The sequence below is a fragment of the Psychrilyobacter piezotolerans genome (assembly GCF_003391055.1).
In the GTDB taxonomy this organism is placed as follows: domain Bacteria; phylum Fusobacteriota; class Fusobacteriia; order Fusobacteriales; family Fusobacteriaceae; genus Psychrilyobacter; species Psychrilyobacter piezotolerans.
Genome location: NZ_QUAJ01000007.1, coordinates 48350 through 68054, shown reverse-complemented (window position 1 = coordinate 68054; position 19705 = coordinate 48350). Strand labels below are relative to the sequence as shown.

Below are 19705 nucleotides of genomic sequence, written 5' to 3'. Positions count from 1 at the left end.
GAACTTCACTCAACCTATAAAGTGAAATAAATAACAAGTTTGTTGAAATATTATTTTTTTTTAATTATGTTAAAAAAATTAAAGTTTAACTCTTTTCTAGGAGTTTCTTAACTGAGTTTTCACTCTTTCTTACAATTTCATCGATCTCTAAATCTTTAGGATATAGAGGTGGGAGGAATGTTAGATCGATATTTGTAGATTTAGGAAATTTACTTCCAACAGGCATGGATTTATAAGCTCCATCGATGACAAATGGTTGAATTGGTATATTTAAAGTTTTACTTAATATAGCAAAAGCTTTTTTAAATTGTGCCATCTCTCCATCTCTGCTTCTAGCCCCTTCTGGAAATATAACCAGGTTTTTTCCCTGACGGAGAACCATAGCAGCAGCCTGCAAAGTTTCACTTAAGTTATTGTCTAAATCTAAAAGTATTACATTTCCATGGTTAGCAACCCATTTTTTAAACGAACCATTAAAATGTTTATTGACAGCCAGATAATAAGTATTTTCTAAAACTTTCTTGTTCAGAGCTGTATTGAGTATAAAACTATCTAAGAAACTTTGATGATTTCCGATGAAGATTGAGGGCTGATTAGTTATGTTTTCCAAACCATTTTTATTTATTTTCATATATCCCTTAAAAAAAGGAGTCAGGACACATTTTGAAAATTTTAAAGTTGCACTGGATTTAGGGATAAAAACATCAATGTCTTTATCTAATATTTTAGACCAGTCATTTTCTTTCTCTGTGATCTCTACACCCTTGTCATGTAAAAACTTAGACAGGTCATATAGAGTTGGGTAGTGAGAAAGCTCCTCCTCCATAATGGTAATGTTAAATGTATTCCCTACAAATGACAGTAATTCTACAAAATCCAAAGAATCCATTCCTAGATCCAATTCAAAATGATCTTTTGGGGTAGGAGATACTCCTTTTAATTTCTCTATAAATTTTTTCAATACTAGATATTCTTTTATGGTTGGTTCTGTAACTTTCTCTACGACTCTTTTTTTCTCTTCTAACAGGTCTTTCAACTTAAATCTTCTAAGTTTTCCAAGCCTTGTTTTAGGCAACTCCTCCTGTACGATCTTGATATCCAATATTTTTCTATAATTAGGAGCTTCGATATTATATGGATCTATAATATTCCATTTTATAGCTTCACTTATGTTTTTTATACCCCCTTGTTCAATCGCTGCAAAATTAGGGTATACAATTGCAACTAGATGGCTTTTATGTTCAGTAACAGCTAATTCAGAAATTAAATTAGTTCTTTTCATAATATTATTTTCTATATCCTGCGGGTTGATATTTTTACCATTTGGAAGGACTATCATCTCTTTTTTTCTGCCGATAATATAAAGGTAACCATCTTTTATCTCTCCTAAATCTCCAGTATGAAACCAGCCATCTTTATCTATGACTTCTGCTGTAGCCTCTGGTTTTTTGTAATAACCCTTCATGACGTTTTTTCCACGGGCAATGATCTCCCCGTCATGGGCTATTTTTAATTCAATTCCTGGTAGGGCTCCACCACAGGAACCGGGCCTTATGTCGTCATATCTGTTAAAGGTAAGGATTGGAGATGTTTCAGTAAGACCATAGCCCTCCAGCATTCTAAATCCCAGAGTGTTAAAATCTTTGACTATCTGTGGTTCTATCTTAGCTCCTCCGGAAACCATAATATGCATCTCTCCGCCAAACCCGTCTTGTACTTTTTTAAATACCTTCCTGCCTAACTCTATATTATTTGTTTTAGCAACTATTTTAAATAGTATTCTGGGGATAAAACCTGCATTTATTTTTTCCATGATTCCCTTATGAAACATCTCCCATAACCTGGGAACTCCTACAAACAATGTGATCTTATATGTCTGTAATGCATCTTTAATAGCAGCAGAAGAAAGATCATCTAAGATAACAACGGTACACCCAACCTTTATAGGAAGAATCAGATTTCCCATAAGGGGCAGGATATGGTGCATTGGTAAAAGGGCTAAAACTCGGTCAATTTCACGGTATAAGCCAACTTTAGCTATATTGTCGATATTAGAAAGGAGGTTTTCCATAGTAAGCATAACTCCCTTAGGGTTTCCAGTAGTACCAGAGGTATAGAGGAGTAAGACAGTTTGATCTCCTATTGGAGCTTCAATATAATCTTTTTTACCTGTATATTTTTCCGGGACTTTAACTTCATCTAAGTTGATGATGGGGATATTCAGTCCGGATATTTTTAGTGCTTCTACAGCGACTTCCAAGTTTTTATTGCTGGTATATAAATATTTTGGTTCTGAGTCGGTTAAAAAATATGCGATCTCAGAAGCACTACTTCCAGCATCTACATTGATGGAAATTCCTTTTTTTTCCCAAATAGAAAATACAGCATATGCGATCTCAGGCCGATTTTCTAAAAATACCAACACCTTGTCCTCTGGATTTTCTAATGTTAACAGATCTGAATAATATAAAATTCTTCTTACTAATTCTTTATATGAAATTTCAGTTCCCTTATATATTAGGGCTGGTTTGTTTCTTGAAATAATAAATTTCATCATATTCCTCCTAAATTTTTAATGAATATTTTAACCTATTATACTATATTTATTGATGTAAAACAAACATACTCCAGGAAAAATAAGAATAAATGAATTAGTTCGTCTGCCTTAGATTCTAAGGCAGATTAAATAAAAATTTTTTTAATTAATTTAATAGGAAAATATGAGGAAAGAAGGTATAAATTATTATTCAAAATAAAATATTTCATAAGGGGGGTTGACCATGTATGCACAAGAAAATAATAGTCAATTAATTCACGTAGAACATATCTTGCCAGAAAACTTAACAATTTTGCCAATGCTAACAAGACCAATATTTCCAAATATTATGATTCCTATAACTTTTTCAGGGGAAGTTTTTTTAAAAACTATCAAGCAGGTAGAGGAGACAGAAAATAGATTATTAGGTTTAGTTTTTGTAAAGGAATTAAATCAATTTGATATTTTTAAATCAGAGCTATATGAAATTGGAACAGTAGTAAAAATTCATAAGATAACACCTCTTTCAGCCAATACAATCCAGATAATAGTTCAGGGATTGAATAGGTTTGAACTAGTAAAAGTGATAAGAAAAGAACCTAATCTCGTTTGGAATGTAAAATATGACGAAGGAGAGGAGGGACCTCCAAATGATGAAATACGTGCATATATGTTAGCAATTATGTCATCTTTAAAAGAAATTTTTAAGGTCAATCCAATCTTGCAGGAAGAACTAAAGTTACTCATGACCCAGGTAAATTATGAACAACCAGGTGTACTTATGGATCTGATTACTTCCATGTTAAAAACTGAAAATAAAAACTTACAAGAAGTTTTGGAGGAGTGGGAACTAGCTAAGAGGAGCAGACTGATATTAACTATGCTGAAAAAAGAACTAGAGATATCGCACCTCCAACAAAAACTCCAAAAACAAATTGAGGAAAAAGTAAGTAAACAGCAAAAAGAATATTTTTTAAGGGAACAATTAAAGTTGATAAAAAAAGAATTAGGAATGGAAAAAGATGATCAAGAGACTGAAGTCGAAAAAATATTACAGATGTTAGAAGGAAAAACTCTAAGCGAAGAAGCGTTAAAAACTGTGGAGGAACAAATAGAAAAATTGAAATTATTGGACAGCCATTCACCGGAACACAATGTAGTGAGATCCTATCTTTTAGCCATAGCTGAGCTGCCGTGGGGAGTTTATTCAGAAGATAGTTTAGATATACAAAAATCGAGAAAAAAACTGGATGAAGATCACTATGGATTACAGGATGTTAAAAGTAATATATTAGAATTTATTAGTACCATTATGAAAACTGGAAATGTAAGTGGAGCTATCCTTTGTTTAGTAGGACCTCCGGGAGTGGGGAAAACTTCCATTGGAAAATCAATTGCAAATGCATTAAACCGGGAATTTTTCAGGTTTTCTGTAGGGGGGATGAAGGATGAAGCAGAGATAAAAGGTCATAGAAGAACCTATATCGGTGCCATGCCAGGGAAGATACTGCAGGCTATAAAAAAAGTCGGGACAGCAAATCCAATAATAATGTTAGATGAGATAGATAAAATTGGAAACAGTTACCAGGGGGATCCAGCATCAGCTCTCTTAGAGGTATTGGATCCAGAGCAGAATGTAGAATTTTTAGATCACTATCTGGATGTAAGATTTGATCTATCTAAAATTTTATTTATAACTACAGCCAATCAGTTAGATACTATCCCCAGACCGCTCTTAGACAGGATGGAATTAATTCAACTGCCGGGATATATATTGGAAGAAAAAGAAGAGATAGCAAAGAAATATCTGATCCCGCATCAAATGGAAGATCATGGATTATCGAAAAAAGAAATATCAATATCAGATACAACTCTCAGGGAAATTATCGATAAATATGCCAGAGAAGCAGGGGTAAGGGGATTAGAAAAAAATATTAAAAAGATTATGAGAAAAGCTACTCTGAAGATTGCCGAGGGGGAACATAAAAAGATAAATGTGACTAAGAAAAATATGGAAGAGTTTTTAGGTAAGCCAATTTTTACTACTGAAGAACTGTATAATAAAAATATACCTGGAGTTACACTGGGACTGGCCTGGACATCTATGGGAGGAGTTACTCTATACATAGAGGCACGAGTTATAGGCCATCAAGGCGGGTTTAAGCAAACAGGTCAATTGGGAGAAGTAATGAAGGAGTCTTCAATCATTGCCTATTCATACGTTAAATCTCTGATGTGCAAAGAAGACTGTGATAAGGATAAAAAAGATTTCTTTGATAAACATAGTATCCATCTTCATGTACCTGAAGGTGCTACTCCAAAAGATGGACCTTCTGCTGGAGTAACTATGGCACTGGCTCTATATTCACTGGCTAAAAATAAACCAATTAAAAATAATTTAGCTATGACTGGGGAGATCACTCTGACTGGAAAAATATTACCTATTGGAGGAGTAAGGGAAAAAACAATAGCTGCAAGACGGGTAGGAGTAGATACACTATTATTTCCAAAAGATAATAAAACTGATTTTGAAAGACTGCCTAATTATATAAAAGAAGGAATCACAGTACATTATGCTGATTATTTTGAAGATGTTTTAAAAGTAGTATTTTAAAATTATTCCTTAATATAGATCGTATAAATTTTAGATTTTTATCTTTGATTAATACGATCTATAATCAAACAGAATTAAAGTCCGATAACAATTGAATATAATAATTTTTTTAAAACAAAATTATAAATAATTTATTAAAATATATGGAGGTTGGATGATGATATTAATCCATGAAAAGTTAAAAAAACATATGGCTAAAAAAAATCTTAATGTTATAAAAATCTCTATTGAAGTTGTTAAAGGCGGCTGATGTGCTGGAAAGCAGATACTTCAGGTTGAAGCAATAAAAGAGATGGAAGATGAAAATGGATTTACAAAATATGATGCAGATGGTCTGGATGTATATGTCTCTGATGGACTGGAATTGACAGATGAAGTGGAGATTAAATATGTATATTCAATACCTGTAATAGGAACTGTACTCAGTGCTACAGGGATAAGGATAAAAGATTAAAAAATAGTTTCTTAAAATAAGGGAGCCTTTGAGTTTCTTTATTTTTTTATTATCCGGTTCACCACGGGAGGAGGAATTATGGAAAAAAAATTAGAAAAAAAAGATATAGTCTTAAAAAAACGAGATCTTCAGGGATATAAAGGGGATTATGGGCATGTGATAGTAATAGGGGGAAGCCGGGGATTTACAGGAGCACCTGTAATTACAGCTAATTCAGCAGTGAGGTCAGGAGCAGGTCTTGTAACTCTTTGCATAGAAGATAATATAGAAAATATGGTAATACCAAATCTTTTGGAGGCCATGAGCTGTGTTTTTTCAAACAAAACTAAAATAAATAAATTATTAAAAAATGCTGCAGTAATAGCCTTTGGCCCGGGAATGGGTCAGGAAAAAACATTAGATATTTTAAAATATATTTTAGATAATTCCACCTGCCCCCTGGTAATAGATGCAGATGGAATAAATATCCTGCATAAAAATATGGAATTGTTAAGAGGTAAAAAAGTGGTTTTAACTCCCCATTTAGGAGAGTTTTCAAGACTGACCGGATTAGATATAGAAGAAATAAAAAAAGATAGATTAAACATAGTTAAAGAGTTTGCCCATATTCATAATGTGGTTTTACTTTTAAAAGGACACAGGACTCTTATTACTGACGGGAAAGAAGTATATATAAATACAAGTGGAAATCCTGCTATGGCAAATGGAGGTATGGGAGATTCTCTTACAGGGATAATTGCCTCCTTAATAGCACAGGGATATGATGTGTTAGAAGCTGCCTGTACAGGGACTTATATTCATGGTTATATAGGGGATGAATTATCTAAAGAAAGGTTTTGTGTTACTGCAAGGGATATAATAGAATACCTGCCTATATATATGAAAAAATTCCAAAGATAAGAGTTGTTAATTGAGTAAAAATGGTATTTTCTCATTATTTTTTCATAAATATGATAATTATCCTTGTAATTTAAATTAATTTACAAGTATACTGTAAGTATAATCAATTATTATAGGGGAGAAAAACATGCTGAGGATAAAAAGTTTAACTGTTGTGACCGTTTCAAGTGTACTGGTTTTTATATTTATGTTTGTTTATTTAAAAAAATCAATAGACACAGATTATAAAAGTCTAGAGATCATCAGATCAGAATCTGTATATCATTTGGTAGATAAGGAGTTTCAAGGGATATATAAAGATTTAAAAAAAATAAATACTGACTGGAGTAAGTGGGATGATACCTATGAATTTATAGAAGGTGATGTGAAAGAAAGGGAAAAATTTATAAAGAGTAACTTGGACTATGGAATATTTAATGGGTTATTATCCGATTTAAATTTAAATTTCATTATTTTTCAGGATGACCAGGGGCAAATCTTATACCAGCAGGGTTATGATGAGTTATCAGAGGATAAAATCCCTAAAAATAAAATTGAGCTGATAACAAAAGAAATATCTGATTATAAAGGTAAAACAGGGATGCTGGTTGGGGAGAATAAAGAAGTTATTGTTTTTTCTAATTTAAAGATAACCGACAGCCAGGAAGTGAAAAAATCAAATGGTAATTTAATAATGGGTTATTTTTTAAATAAAAACAGAGTTATGGCTCTAGAAGAAAAATTAGGAATCCAGCTTGTTATGGCAGGGATTTCTGAGAAGTTAGAAATCCCATATCAGATCAATATAGGTAAAAATAAAATAGATAATAAACTGTATATTTCAACTCTCTCAAGGGAAAGTGTTATTTTTGATAATCAAAGGAATGCTGATCTATTGATCCTGGGGAAGAAAAATGTGAAAAAGTATATGATTGTGCTGTTTATTAATTTTCTAATATTGATATCTGCGATCTATATATTTATGGAACATATTATAGTGAAAAGATTGAGAAAGATGGATAAATCGGTAAGAGAAATCATAGAATGTCAGGATTTGGGGAAGCGCCTTAAGATTAACGGCAGGGATGAAATTGGTAATTTAGGAAAAAATATAAATAATTTATTGGAAGATATTGAGATTATGAAGGAAAAATTATACAGCCTGGCTGCCTATGATGTGATGACCGGAATTTTAAACAGGCATACGGGATTGGGAAAATTGGAAAAAAACTTTAAAAAAGCTCAAGATAATAATGAAATTTTTACAATAGCTTTTGTAGATATAAATGATTTAAAATATGTAAATGACAGGTATTCTCATGAAGAGGGGGATAAATTAATTAAAAATGTTGTTAAAATTATAGAAGAAAAATTGGAACCAGAAGATGTTTTTTTGAGATTTGGAGGAGATGAATTTATTCTGGGATTTGATAGATTAAATTTAATAGAGGTAAATCTATTATTTAATGAAATTGAAGAAAATATAGAAAAATTTAATAAAAAATCAAAAAAAGAATATACACACAGCATCAGCGTAGGAATAGTAGAATGTTGTGGAAATAAAACCTTACAGGAATATGTCAACATTGCAGATATAAATATGTATGAAAATAAAAGATATAAAAAAAAGTTTCCTGAAAAAATATATGTTTAAAAATATTAAAAGAGGTATAAAAATACCTCTTTTTTTAGGAAAATAAATTATTTTTCACAGTAAAAACATACTTTTTTACCTTTGAGATCCATCCATTTTCCTCCTAAATCTTCTATCTGTGAGATACATTTAGGATTTTTACACCTTTTGTCTACTCCGTCATATACAGGTTTAGTATGATCTTTCATGAGTAAACTCATGATGGCCTGCCTGACAAAAACACCATTTTTAGCCTGGGAAAAATAAACCGCATTGGGAGTAGAATCCAGATTTGTATGGATCTCTCCTACCCTGGGCAGTGGATGAAGAATTTTTAAATCAGGTTTGGATATTTTTAAAATCTCTTTATCTATTTGATATTTACCTGCACATTTTTTAAAATCTTCTGCATCATCAAATCTTTCTTCCTGTATCCTGGTCATATATAGGATATCCATATCTTTCATAACAGTTTCATAGTCTTCTAAAACTTCATATTCTAAAGAGAGGGAATCCAAGATATAAGATGGAATCTGCATCTCAGGAGGAGCTATAAAATAAATCTTATTCCCACTAAATTTATCCAATGCCTTAGCCAATGAATGAACAGTCCTTCCATATTTGAGATCTCCTACAAAGGCAATCTCCAAATTATCTAACCTGCCTTTTTCCTTCTGTATGGTATATAGATCCAGTAAAGTCTGGGTAGGATGCTGGTTAGCTCCATCCCCTGCATTTATTACAGGTATATCCAAAATCTCACTTGCTCTTTTGGCTGTGCCCTCATGGGGACTCCTGATTGCCATAATATCAGTATAGAGGCCCATCATAGTGAGGGTATCGGAGATGGTTTCCCCTTTTTTTAGGGAGTTATTCCCTCCTCCATCTAATTCTATTACCTTTCCTCCTAATCTATACATGGCACTGATAAAAGATAACTTAGTTCTGGTAGAGGGCTCAAAAAACACAGTGGATAAAATTTTATTTTCTAACTCACAAGGTTTAGGGTTATTTTCCAATTCTTCTGCCTTATCTAAAATGCTTAAGATGTCTTTCATAGTTAAATTATTTAATGATAGTATTTCTTTCAAATTATCCTCCTTACTTTCCTTTAATGATTTTTCTTAAGGAACATAAAATTAGATATTATGAAAGAGGTCATTATACAACCTCTTTCAAATTTTTTATTAAATTTTATTTATTCCTGTTACAGAAATAATATCCAACAGCAGAGTCTATTAGATCTTGCTGATATCAAAGATATCTAAGTCTCTAGTGTTTACATCTTTTTCCATGATATTTAATACTGCATTCAGTGTATCCAGTGAAGTCAATACTTCTACACCATATTCTATAGCTGTTCTTCTTATCTTAAATCCATCCCTTTGGGCATCATTTGCTTTTGTAGGAGTATTGATAAGCAGATCAATTTGCTGAGTTTTTAATTTATCGATTATATTAGGAGATGCTTCATTGATTTTATTTACAGTTTCACATGGTACACCATTATTATTTAAATATTCAGCAGTTCCGCCGGTTCCAATCATTGTACACCCTTGGTTTATAAGTCTTTTAGCTAAACTTAAGAATTCATCTTTATCGCTTCCCTTTATAGTTGCTAAAACTCTCTTATTTTTAATTTCGTGTATTCTGTATCCTCCTACAAGACCCTTATAGATAGCCTCGTCCATATTGTTTCCTATTCCAAGGACCTCTCCTGTGGATTTCATCTCAGGTCCTAATGATACTTCCACACCACCAAGCTTCTCTGTAGAGAATACCGGAACTTTTACTGCTACCAGATTTGGTTTTTTATATATTCCCACACCATATGGCAGATCGGATAATTTTTGCCCCAGCATTACTTTTGTTGCCAGTTCGATCATTGGAACACCAGCTACCTTGGAGATATAAGGAACTGTTCTAGATGATCTTGGATTTACTTCTATGATATATAACTTATTCTCATAGGCGATAAACTGTATATTCATCATTCCGATTATATTTAATTCTTTAGCTAATTTTCTGGTGATTTCTAAAATCTCTTCTTCCGTCCCCTCATACAAATTTTGTTGTGGGTAAACTGTAATGGAGTCACCAGAATGGATTCCTGCTCTCTCAAGATGTTCCATGATCCCAGGAATAAGGACATCTTCACCGTCACAGATCGCATCTACTTCGATCTCCACACCATTTAAGTATTTATCTACCAATACCGGGTTTTTAGGATCTCTAATGAAAGAAGCTTCTAAGTAACCTTTTAAGTTTTCCTCTAAGTAACAGATCTCCATACCTTGTCCGCCCAATACATATGAAGGTCTTACCAATACCGGATATTTTACTTTTTCAGCTTCTGTTATACCGTCTTCAGTATTCCAGACAGCCCTTCCCTTTGGTCTGTTTATATCTAATTTTTCTAAGATAGCCTCAAATCTTTCTCTATCCTCGGCAGCATCTATCATATCAGCAGAAGTACCAATGATATTAATTCCTAAGTCTGCTAAATCATTAGCCAATTTTATAGCAGTCTGTCCGCCAAATTGCAGGATAACTCCCTCTGGGTTCTCTTTTTCAATGATATTCATTACATCTTCTAATACCAATGGTTCAAAGTATAATTTATCAGCAGTTGAGAAATCAGTCGAGACAGTCTCAGGATTGTTATTTATAATGATAGTTTCTATATCTAGACTTTGCAGTGCTTTTACTGTGTGTACTGTACAGTAGTCAAATTCAATTCCCTGTCCGATCCTGATAGGCCCGGATCCAATTACTATAACCTTTCTTCTGTCAGATATTTCTACTTCATCATATAGATCATAAGTTGAGTAGTAATAAGATGAAGAAGCTTCAAATTCTCCTGCGCAGGTATCTACCATCTTGTATACAGGCATAACATTTAATTCTTTTCTTTTAGCTACTATATCATCTTCATTTAATCCCATAAATTCTGCCATGGCTCTGTCTGAGAATCCTTTTTTCTTCCAGTTTCTAAGGTTTTTAGGAGTAAGATCAGATAATTTAGTCTTCTTTAAAATTTCTTCCTGTCTAACTATCCATTGGAGTTTTTCCATGAAGAACGGATCCATTCCGGTAATTTTCTGCAGCATAGTCTTAGTATACCCACGTCTGAGCATCTCAGCCAGGTCAAATATTCTTTCGTCATCTGGACTCACTACCCTCTTTTTTAGTTCCTCCATAGATCTTATCTTAGAGGCTTTATGCTCTAAGCTGTACTGCCCGATCTCCAATGATCTTATACCTTTTAAAAATGCAGCTTCAAAGTTGTTTCCAATAGCCATGATCTCCCCTGTAGCCATCATCTTTGTACCTAACTTTCTGTCAGCTTTATCGAATTTATCAAAGGGCCACTTTGGAATCTTTACTACTATATAGTCCAGTGCCGGTTCAAAACAAGCGTATGTTTTTCCTGTAACCTCATTTTTTACTTCATCCAGAGTGTATCCCAGTGATAATTTTGCCGCTACCCTTGCAATGGGATAACCAGTAGCTTTAGAAGCTAGTGCAGATGATCTTGATACTCTGGGATTGATCTCTATAATTGCGTATTCAAATGAATCAGGGTTGAGAGCAAACTGTACATTACACCCTCCTACAATTCCGATCTCATCTATAATGTTAAGTGCAGATGTTCTCAGCATTTGGTATTCTTTATCAGATAATGTCTGGGATGGAGCTACTACGATACTGTCTCCTGTATGGATTCCAACGGGGTCGATATTTTCCATGTTGCATACTGTAATTCTATTCCCATTGATATCTCTCATTACCTCATATTCTACTTCTTTCCATCCAAGGATAGATTTTTCAACTAAAACCTGTCCTACACGGGATAATACCAATCCCTTCAATAAGATGTCTTCCAACTCCTGAGGGTTAGCTGCCATTCCTCCACCAGTACCACCCAATGTATATGCAGGTCTTACAATCAACGGGTATCCTATTTTTGCAGCGAATTCCAATCCATCTTCCAGGCTCTCAACTATCATACTCTCTATAGTAGGTTCCCCTATCTTATTCATTGCATCTCTAAACAGGTCTCTGTCCTCTCCCCTTTTTATAGAATCGATACTTGTACCCAATACCTTGATATTGTGTTCTGCTAATATTCCGCTGTCTTCCAATTCCACTGCCATGTTAAGAGCAGTTTGTCCACCCATTCCTACCAGGATTGAATCAGGTTTTTCCTTTATGATTACCTTAGTTACAAACTCCAATGTAATGGGTTCTATATATATTCTATCGGCTACACTTTTATCTGTCATTATAGTTGCGGGGTTAGAGTTTATTAATACTACTTCTATCCCCTCTTCTTTCAATGCCTCACAAGCCTGTGTTCCAGAATAGTCAAATTCAGCAGCCTGTCCTATTACAATTGGTCCCGATCCTATTACAAGGGTTTTCTTTATATTTTTATCTAACATTCAATTACCTCACTTTAAAAAAATTTACCAAAGAGAAGACTCTTCTTTTTTATGGTTTCTCTTGGTTAAAGAAACCAACGTAGGAGCTTTGAAGCTCTACGATGTCAATGGGAAATGCCTATCCCAGCATTTTGATGAAATCATCAAATACATACTGAGAATCTTCCGGTCCAGGTGCTGCTTCTGGATGATACTGTACCGATGCTATCTTATTCTTATAGTCTTTCATTCCCTCTACAGAGTTGTCGTTTAAGTTTATTTGAGTGATCTCCACACCTTCCGGCATTTTGTCTACCACATACCCATGGTTTTGAGATGTGATAAATATCTTATTTTTTTCCAAATCTTTTACCGGGTGGTTAGCTCCCCTGTGACCAAACTTTAACTTGTTCGTCGACCCTCCCAATGCCCAAGCCAGAAGTTGGTGTCCTAAACATATTCCGATTATAGGAGTTTTTCCAATCATTTTTTTGATCTCATCTATTACACCTGTTAGATCAGCGGGATCTCCTGGTCCATTAGATAAAAAGACACCATCCAGATCATAGGATAAGATCTCCTCAGCAGTTGTATTCCATGGGAATATAGTCAAGTCACAGTTTCTTTTATGAAAAGATCTGATGATATTTTGTTTTATTCCAAAATCAATCATTCCGATTTTTTTATTTACTTTTTCTGCACCACAGGGAGCTTCATAGATCTCTTTTGTACTTACTATACTTACTGCGTCTATATTTGAAAAATCATTCATTGTATTTTTTATTTCTTTTTGTGTAAGCTCATCTACGGTGATGATAGCTTTCATAGATCCGTTATCTCTTATGATCTTAGTTAAATGTCTTGTATCGATACCTTTAAATCCCATGATCTTATGTTGTTTTAGATAACCATCCAGGGTCATCTCACATCTAAAGTTATTCGGCAGTTTAGCAGGTTCTTTTATTACAAATCCTCTTACCTTTGCACCATTACTTTCCAAGTCATCCAGGTTAAGACCGTAGTTTCCTATCATTGGGTAAGTCATTACAACTATTTGTCCATAGTAAGATGGATCAGTAAGGACTTCTTGATATCCTGTCATAGATGTATTAAACACTAACTCTCCTACAGCTTCCTCTATGTATCCAAAAGCTTTTCCTTCAAATACCATTCCGTTTTCTAATATCAGTTTTGCCTTCATAACGCCTCCTAGGTTCTCATAAGTTTATGCTAAAAAAAAAGAACAATAACTAAAATAGATTAGTCATTATTCTTTAGAATAAAATTATTATTAAAATTTAAAAACAAAGATACAGCTCCATATGTTATATAGGGAACATCTTTCAAAAATAAAAATTTGTTAAATTGAAACAGATTATTGAATTTAATTGGTATTACTAGTAATCTATTATTTTTCAAATCTAACGCCTCCTAAAATTTTCTTATATCAGAATATCAAAAATAATTGAATGTGTCAATATTTATTTTTGAATTCTCCCTAATATTGGTGTAGTATTATATATAGCTTAAAAAAATTTAACATAAATAAAAAATAGAGCGGGGAGGTAAGGATGAAGAAATTATGTGTTTTATTGTTCATAACTTTAATTTCAGTTTTCAGTTTTTCAGAGTCGGAAAATATTTTTGGAAAATTTGCAATTGGAGAAAATATAGTTGTAAATGATGGGGATGAGGGAGATTTAGTTGTAGCAGGCAGAGAAATACTTATAGACAGAAATTCCTCTAAGCGTGTAATTATTGCTGGTGAAAGAATTACAATAAAAAGCAGGTCAAAAGAACTTTACCTGGCAGGGAAATATGTCGCAATAGATGGGATGGTAGAAGATAATTTAAATATAATGGCTAAAAATTTATATATAAATGCCCCTGTAGGCGGAGATGTCAGAATGGTTGTTGAAAACGCTGTCGTCTCAGAGGGGGCAGTTATAAATGGTGATATTGAGATAGATGGAAACCTCCTGGTATCCAAGGGAGCGGTTGTTAAAGGAGATATCTATTATAGTGGTAAAATGCCTGTAATAGAAGGCCGTGTAATGGGAGAACTTGTAAAAAAGACAGAGCAAAGTTATACCTTTGAGAGACACTTTACTTTTCTTCCATTTAAACTATTTTCAGTATTTTACTTGTTTATACTCACCTATATAATTTTTAAACTAAAAAAAGACCTGGGGAAAGAAAGGCTGGATAGATATTTAAATAATAAAAGTTTAATTTTATTCAAGGGATTTGCAGGTTTAGTCCTCACCCCGGTAGCTGCTGTATTATTATTTATTACAATTTTAGGATTTCCCGTGGGGGTCTTACTGATCTTATTCTATATGATCTTACTGTTCCTGGCTACTCCCATAGCAAATCTGATTATAGCAACTAAATATTTTGATGAGATAAACTTTCTCAAGCTTTTATTATCTAGTTTTGTAATAATAATTTTAATAAGTTTACCCTTTATAGGATGGCTGATAAAATTATTCTTAATTTTACTTGGCTTAGGAAGTATAATAGACAGGTTTGGAAATAAGATGATCTGCAAATAAAAATAGGCTTGATCCTTTTGGGTCAAGCCTATTTTTATTTTGGGTTCAATTGGATTCAAAAATCAAATTAAATTTTTCATTATATTTTATAAAAACATCTACAATTTCAGGGTCAAAGTGCTTTCCCCTTTCTTCTAGAATAATATTCATGATTTTTCATGGGTAAATCCGTCTTTATAGGATCTTTTTTGCCGCAGGGCATCATATACATCGGAAAGAGCAGCTATTCTTGCTTCCAGAGGAATTTCCTCTCCCTTTAATCCTTCTAAATAACCCATACCATTCCATTTTTCATGATGATAAAGGGTTATGTTCTCTACCATAGAAGGGAGATTAGCATCCTTTATAAGATTATATCCTATTTTCACATGTTCTTTCATAGACTTAAATTCTTCTTCGGATAATTTCCCATTTTTCTTTAGGATTCCATCATGGACACCTATTTTTCCTATATCGTGGAGGGAGGCATAATAACCAATATCTTTAATAAAATTCTTATTACACCGGAGCTTTTCTGCAATTAATCTTGAATATTCATTTACCCTTCTTATATGATTACCGGTGTCTTCATCGTTATAGTAATTGGCATTTTCCAGAGTAGTAACCAGGGATAGGGTGATTTTTTGCAGGGCTATTTTTCTATTTTTAACATTCCTATAGGAACCAAGGGTAATACTCAGTATACCGAGGGAAATTACTAATATAAAGATAGAAACCTTATAATCACCGGAAAAAACTGCGTAGTCGGCATTCCATTTTTTCATCAAAAATTTATTTTCTATGTGAAGCTTGGAAAATATTTTATTTAAAATACTATAAAGCTGGGGATTGTCTCTATTTACAGCAAAGGAAACCTCATATGTTTTATCGGTAACTCCTGCAATTTTTATGTCATTTATCTTGGTACCCAAAAGATGATTCTCAATAGTTTTCATATCCCCTACTAAGAAATCGACTTTACCTTCCCTCAGGAGTTTAACAGATTCAGCCAGGGATCTTGTGTAAATATAGGTTGCATCATCCAGGTTGTTTTTTAAATAACCGAAATAATATGCTCCCTTAATTACTGCTATAGTGCTCTTTTCCAGGTCTGAAATGTCATCGATAAATCCGGCTGATTTATGGTTGTAGACACTTAAATTAAAGGAGTAGTATGGTGCCGGGAATAAGAATTTTTTTTCTCGTTCAGGGGTTTTAATTAAAAGGGGCAGGATAAAATCTTTATGAGTATAGGATTCTTCATAAATTTTATCTTCCTTCACCGTATATTCTATATCTATATTTTTATTTAATATATTTTTTATAGAATTTATATAGTCGATTGCAAGTCCTTTTAAATTTCCTTTGGAGTCTCTGGAATAATAAGGAAAATAATTATCATCTTTTAAAAGAACCAACTGTAATTTTGAAAGACGGCTTAAAAATTCTCTTTCCTCAGAATCAAAATAGATATTATTTTTTTTATACTGCAGGAGGTATATTTCTATAAGTTGTGATTTCTCCTTGTCATTGTATAAATTAATAAGCTTATTAAAAATATCTTTCAAAGGGCTGTATTCTTTTTTTACGGCAAATTTCAGACTGGAGTTAATCTCAGTCAATAAAAAATTGAGTTTAACAGTATTATTTAAGTCAATAAAATTACTATTTTTTTCTACTTCACCTATATACAATAAAGATTCATCGGCATTTAAATTTTCAAATACCTGTTTTCTGTTTTTGGCAAAGACAGGAGTTATGTTCAGATACCCGTATTTAACCATGAAATCATCGTATAATTTATCCCCCTTTAAAAAAATAATTTTTTTATCTTTTAAATCTGAGATTTTTTTTATATCTTGCTGTCCCATAACTGCTGTATTAAAATTATAGATGGGTTTAGAAAAAACATAATGATTATGAAGATCATTTTTTTCGAGCATATCAAAAATTATTGTTCCTTCCCCTTTTTCCTTGAGCCGGGACAGTTCAAAAATTTCTTTGGGAATTATATTTAAATTAAGATCAAAAATATAATTCATGTCTTGGATGATCTTGGGGTATAAACCCCTTTGATTTTTTTCAAGATCATAAAAAAATAAAAAATTATCGGAGTTTTCTATGAATACATCTATTTTTTTGTCTCCTATTTTCTTTAAAAAAGTTCTTTCTTTTTCTGAAAGAGAAACTTGGGATATGTCAATATCAGGTTGTGAATAAAGGTTGGTGCCTAAAAAAAATATAATAAGAAACATTATATATTTTTTCATTTGTATCCTCCTATTTATCTTCTATTTTTTCATATTTAGAGCCTGAACATACGGGACAGAGATCCAAAATTTCTCCTTCCTCCATCTTTAAATCTAAACCGCATAAGATGCACCTATAAATACCTTTTTTTACTTCTTCATCAAAATAATAATATTTCATATATTCCTCCTAAAAATTTTTTTATCTAGTTTATTATACTATAAATTTAAGCTGAAATTATACTGTTAGTTATTAAAATCGTAACCAGTTTTTCTAAATTAATTTTATCTTCCTCGGAAAATCTATTCAATTTTGGACTGTCTATGTCTAAAACTCCAATTAATTTATTCTCTTTTATTATGGGAATTACAATCTCTGAATTAGATGCTAAGTCACAGGCTATATGACCCGGGAATTTATGCACATCAGGAACTACATATGTAATTTTATCTCTGGCGGAACTCCCGCAGACTCCTTTTCCCAGCTCTATCTTAGTGGTAGCAGTCTGGCCCTGAAAGGGTCCTAAAATCAATTTTTCATTTTTCCACAGGTAAAATCCGGCCCAATTTAAATCCTCAATATTATTGAAGATAAGGGAGGAGATGTTGGCACAGTTGGCAATAAAGTCGTCTTCATTTTCAGTTAAATTCTTAGCTAAGTTTAAAAGATAGGTATAACTTTTAACAATATTCTTATTCATAATGCCTACAACTCCTTAATTTTTATTTTAATTGAGTATATCATATTTATTATCATTCTCTAGATAAAATAATAGATTTTTATTAAAAAAAAGAGAGAAAATTCTCTCTTTTTCAGTCTTTAGTTTTTTCCACAACATTTTTTATATTTCTTACCTGATCCACATGGACATGGATCATTTCTACCAATTTTAACTTCTTTTTTTATTGTCTTTTGTGTAGATAAGGCTGAATCATACATCCATTCTCCATCTATCTTTTTAAATACAGATCTTTCATGGTGAAACAATGTTTCTCCCTCTTCTGAATAGTAACCTTTAAATTCAACAATACCTTCAGAATCATCTGCTCCTCCATCTACAGTTTCAATGATCTCTAACTTATTCCATTCTGTAGATTCAGACCAGTGTTTGATCTCTTCTTTACTAAGAGTTCCACGTGTTTTAGGATTATGTGTATTATAGACATAATCTACCTCTCCTACAACATAGGCTGTATATCTAGATCTCATCATATCTTCAGCAGTAACTGGGGTCTTTTCACCTAATATATATGGCTTACAACATTCTTCATAACTTAATTCTTTTCCACAAGGGCAATTTTTCATTTGTTTTCCTCCTAAATATTATGCATAATTGCTTATAATTATACCATATGTAGAGTAAATTTCCTAAGAGTTCCTATAGATAGACCATAGAGTATAAATGTTAAAAAAAAAATTAAAATTTAATTAGAAAAAAGATGAAAATAGGGTATACTAGAAAAAAGGACAAAAAATTCAGGGGGGAAAAATGACTAAGAAATTAGAGGTTTATAAATGCGAAATCTGCAATAATATCGTAGAGGTAATGCATACAGGAGCTGGAGCATTAAGCTGTTGTGGAAAAGAGATGGTTTTACAAGTAGAAAACACAAGGGATGCCGCTGTGGAAAAGCATATACCAAAAGTTATTAAATTAAGTGATGGTTATGAGGTTCAGATAGGATCGACTCTTCACCCGATGACAGAAGATCATTATATCGAATGGATAGAATTAATAGTGGATGGCTGTGTATCTACTCAATTTTTAAAACCAGGAGACACACCAAAAGTTACTTTTAAAGCGTGTTACGGGGAAAAAGCAGAGGCTAGAGCTTATTGTAACCTGCATGGACACTGGAAAAAATAAATAAAAGAAATAAGGAGGAGAAAAATGAAACCAGTTTTATCTATAGAATTTTGTATATCGTGCGGGTATGAAAAAAGAGCACTTACTCTTATGGAAACATTTGTGAGGTTGTATAAAAATGATGTAAGTTCATTCAATCTTATTCCTTCTTCCGGAGGAGCCTTTGAAATTAAATTTGAAGATCTGCTTATATTTTCAAAGAGGTCGGAAGACAGGTTTCCAATAACGGAAGAATTATTGCGTACCTTGGATGAAAAAATAAGAGATAAAAAATAAAACTCCTTGACAGTCTTTTATTAGTGTGATAATATCTTTAAAAGATAAAAAAAGACAGGGAGGATAAGATGAAATTTTTAACGACAAACAATAATTTTATAAATTTCATAGATAAATTTCTTATTTTTCTAACTGATGTTCCCTATGTTATATTTGGAGCAGTCAATTCAATTTTTAATTTTTATATTTATAATAGTGGGAATAAAAACTAATATTTTAGTTTTTATTCCTTTTTTTT

At 32.5% G+C, this 19705-nt stretch carries 16 protein-coding genes; 8 read left to right on the top strand and 8 right to left on the bottom strand.

All coding sequences use genetic code 11. From position 1 onward, the window contains the following. Nucleotides 1–85: 85 nt before the first annotated feature. Nucleotides 86–2554 (bottom strand): AMP-binding protein, encoded by a 2469-nt coding sequence (locus DYH56_RS05495; protein WP_114641864.1) that lies wholly within the window; start codon nt 2552–2554, stop codon nt 86–88. Nucleotides 2555–2780: 226 nt separating this feature from the next. Between DYH56_RS05495 and lon the strand changes: the two genes are divergently transcribed. From lon to DYH56_RS05480, 4 genes are all read left to right on the top strand, one after another. Beyond that, a complete protein-coding gene (gene lon, locus DYH56_RS05490) occupies nt 2781–5150 on the top strand; it encodes an endopeptidase La (protein WP_114641863.1) in 2370 nt (789 codons plus the stop codon). Nucleotides 5151–5442: 292 nt separating this feature from the next. Then, complete coding sequence (locus DYH56_RS15925; protein WP_158539065.1) at nt 5443–5604, top strand: hypothetical protein; 162 nt, start codon at nt 5443–5445, stop codon at nt 5602–5604. 78 nt (nt 5605–5682) lie between these two features. Next, a complete protein-coding gene (locus DYH56_RS05485) occupies nt 5683–6504 on the top strand; it encodes an NAD(P)H-hydrate dehydratase (protein WP_114641862.1) in 822 nt (273 codons plus the stop codon). 127 nt (nt 6505–6631) lie between these two features. Next, nucleotides 6632–8137: a sensor domain-containing diguanylate cyclase gene (locus tag DYH56_RS05480; RefSeq protein ID WP_114641861.1), complete on the top strand. Its 1506-nt coding sequence runs from the start codon at nt 6632–6634 to the stop codon at nt 8135–8137. Between the two features lie 47 nt (nt 8138–8184). Here the strand turns inward: DYH56_RS05480 and pyrB are convergent, their stop codons facing one another. The 3 genes from pyrB to carA form a co-directional block, all read right to left on the bottom strand. Beyond that, entirely contained in the window at nt 8185–9207 is a 1023-nt protein-coding gene (gene pyrB / locus DYH56_RS05475; RefSeq protein ID WP_199532977.1) for an aspartate carbamoyltransferase, read from the bottom strand. Between the two features lie 147 nt (nt 9208–9354). After that, on the bottom strand, nt 9355–12561 hold the full coding sequence (gene carB / locus DYH56_RS05470; RefSeq protein ID WP_114641860.1) for a carbamoyl-phosphate synthase large subunit: 3207 nt from the start codon (nt 12559–12561) through the stop codon (nt 9355–9357). A gap of 118 nt (nt 12562–12679) precedes the next feature. Further along, nucleotides 12680–13741 carry a glutamine-hydrolyzing carbamoyl-phosphate synthase small subunit gene (gene carA / locus DYH56_RS05465; protein ID WP_114641859.1) on the bottom strand — a complete coding sequence of 354 codons (1062 nt, stop codon included), beginning with the start codon at nt 13739–13741 and terminating at the stop codon, nt 12680–12682. A 370-nt stretch (nt 13742–14111) separates the two neighbouring features. Between carA and DYH56_RS05460 the strand changes: the two genes are divergently transcribed. Next, nucleotides 14112–15095 carry a DUF8173 domain-containing protein gene (locus DYH56_RS05460; protein ID WP_114641858.1) on the top strand — a complete coding sequence of 328 codons (984 nt, stop codon included), beginning with the start codon at nt 14112–14114 and terminating at the stop codon, nt 15093–15095. A 146-nt stretch (nt 15096–15241) separates the two neighbouring features. Here DYH56_RS05460 and DYH56_RS05455 read toward each other — a convergent pair whose 3' ends face one another. The 4 genes from DYH56_RS05455 to DYH56_RS05445 form a co-directional block, all read right to left on the bottom strand. Continuing rightward, nucleotides 15242–17344 carry an HD domain-containing phosphohydrolase gene (locus DYH56_RS05455; RefSeq protein WP_114641857.1) on the bottom strand — a complete coding sequence of 701 codons (2103 nt, stop codon included), beginning with the start codon at nt 17342–17344 and terminating at the stop codon, nt 15242–15244. A gap of 10 nt (nt 17345–17354) precedes the next feature. Next, a complete protein-coding gene (locus tag DYH56_RS15920; protein ID WP_158539064.1) occupies nt 17355–17504 on the bottom strand; it encodes a hypothetical protein in 150 nt (49 codons plus the stop codon). Between the two features lie 46 nt (nt 17505–17550). Next, nucleotides 17551–18024, bottom strand: a complete 474-nt coding sequence (locus DYH56_RS05450; protein ID WP_114641856.1) for a free L-methionine (R)-S-oxide reductase MsrC — start codon at nt 18022–18024, stop codon at nt 17551–17553. Between the two features lie 119 nt (nt 18025–18143). Beyond that, the gene (locus DYH56_RS05445) at nt 18144–18629 is read right to left on the bottom strand and encodes a YchJ family protein (protein WP_114641855.1); all 486 of its coding nucleotides are present in this window, start codon (nt 18627–18629) and stop codon (nt 18144–18146) included. A gap of 184 nt (nt 18630–18813) precedes the next feature. Between DYH56_RS05445 and DYH56_RS05440 the strand changes: the two genes are divergently transcribed. The 3 genes from DYH56_RS05440 to DYH56_RS15915 all read left to right on the top strand — a co-directional run bounded on the left by DYH56_RS05440 (nt 18814) and on the right by DYH56_RS15915 (nt 19679). After that, nucleotides 18814–19191, top strand: coding sequence for a desulfoferrodoxin (locus DYH56_RS05440; protein WP_114641854.1), 378 nt, complete (start codon nt 18814–18816; stop codon nt 19189–19191). 24 nt (nt 19192–19215) lie between these two features. Beyond that, complete coding sequence (locus tag DYH56_RS05435) at nt 19216–19467, top strand: Rdx family protein (protein ID WP_114641853.1); 252 nt, start codon at nt 19216–19218, stop codon at nt 19465–19467. 68 nt (nt 19468–19535) lie between these two features. Further along, nucleotides 19536–19679, top strand: coding sequence for a hypothetical protein (locus DYH56_RS15915; RefSeq protein ID WP_158539063.1), 144 nt, complete (start codon nt 19536–19538; stop codon nt 19677–19679). The last annotated feature ends 26 nt before the right edge of the window (nt 19680–19705 follow it).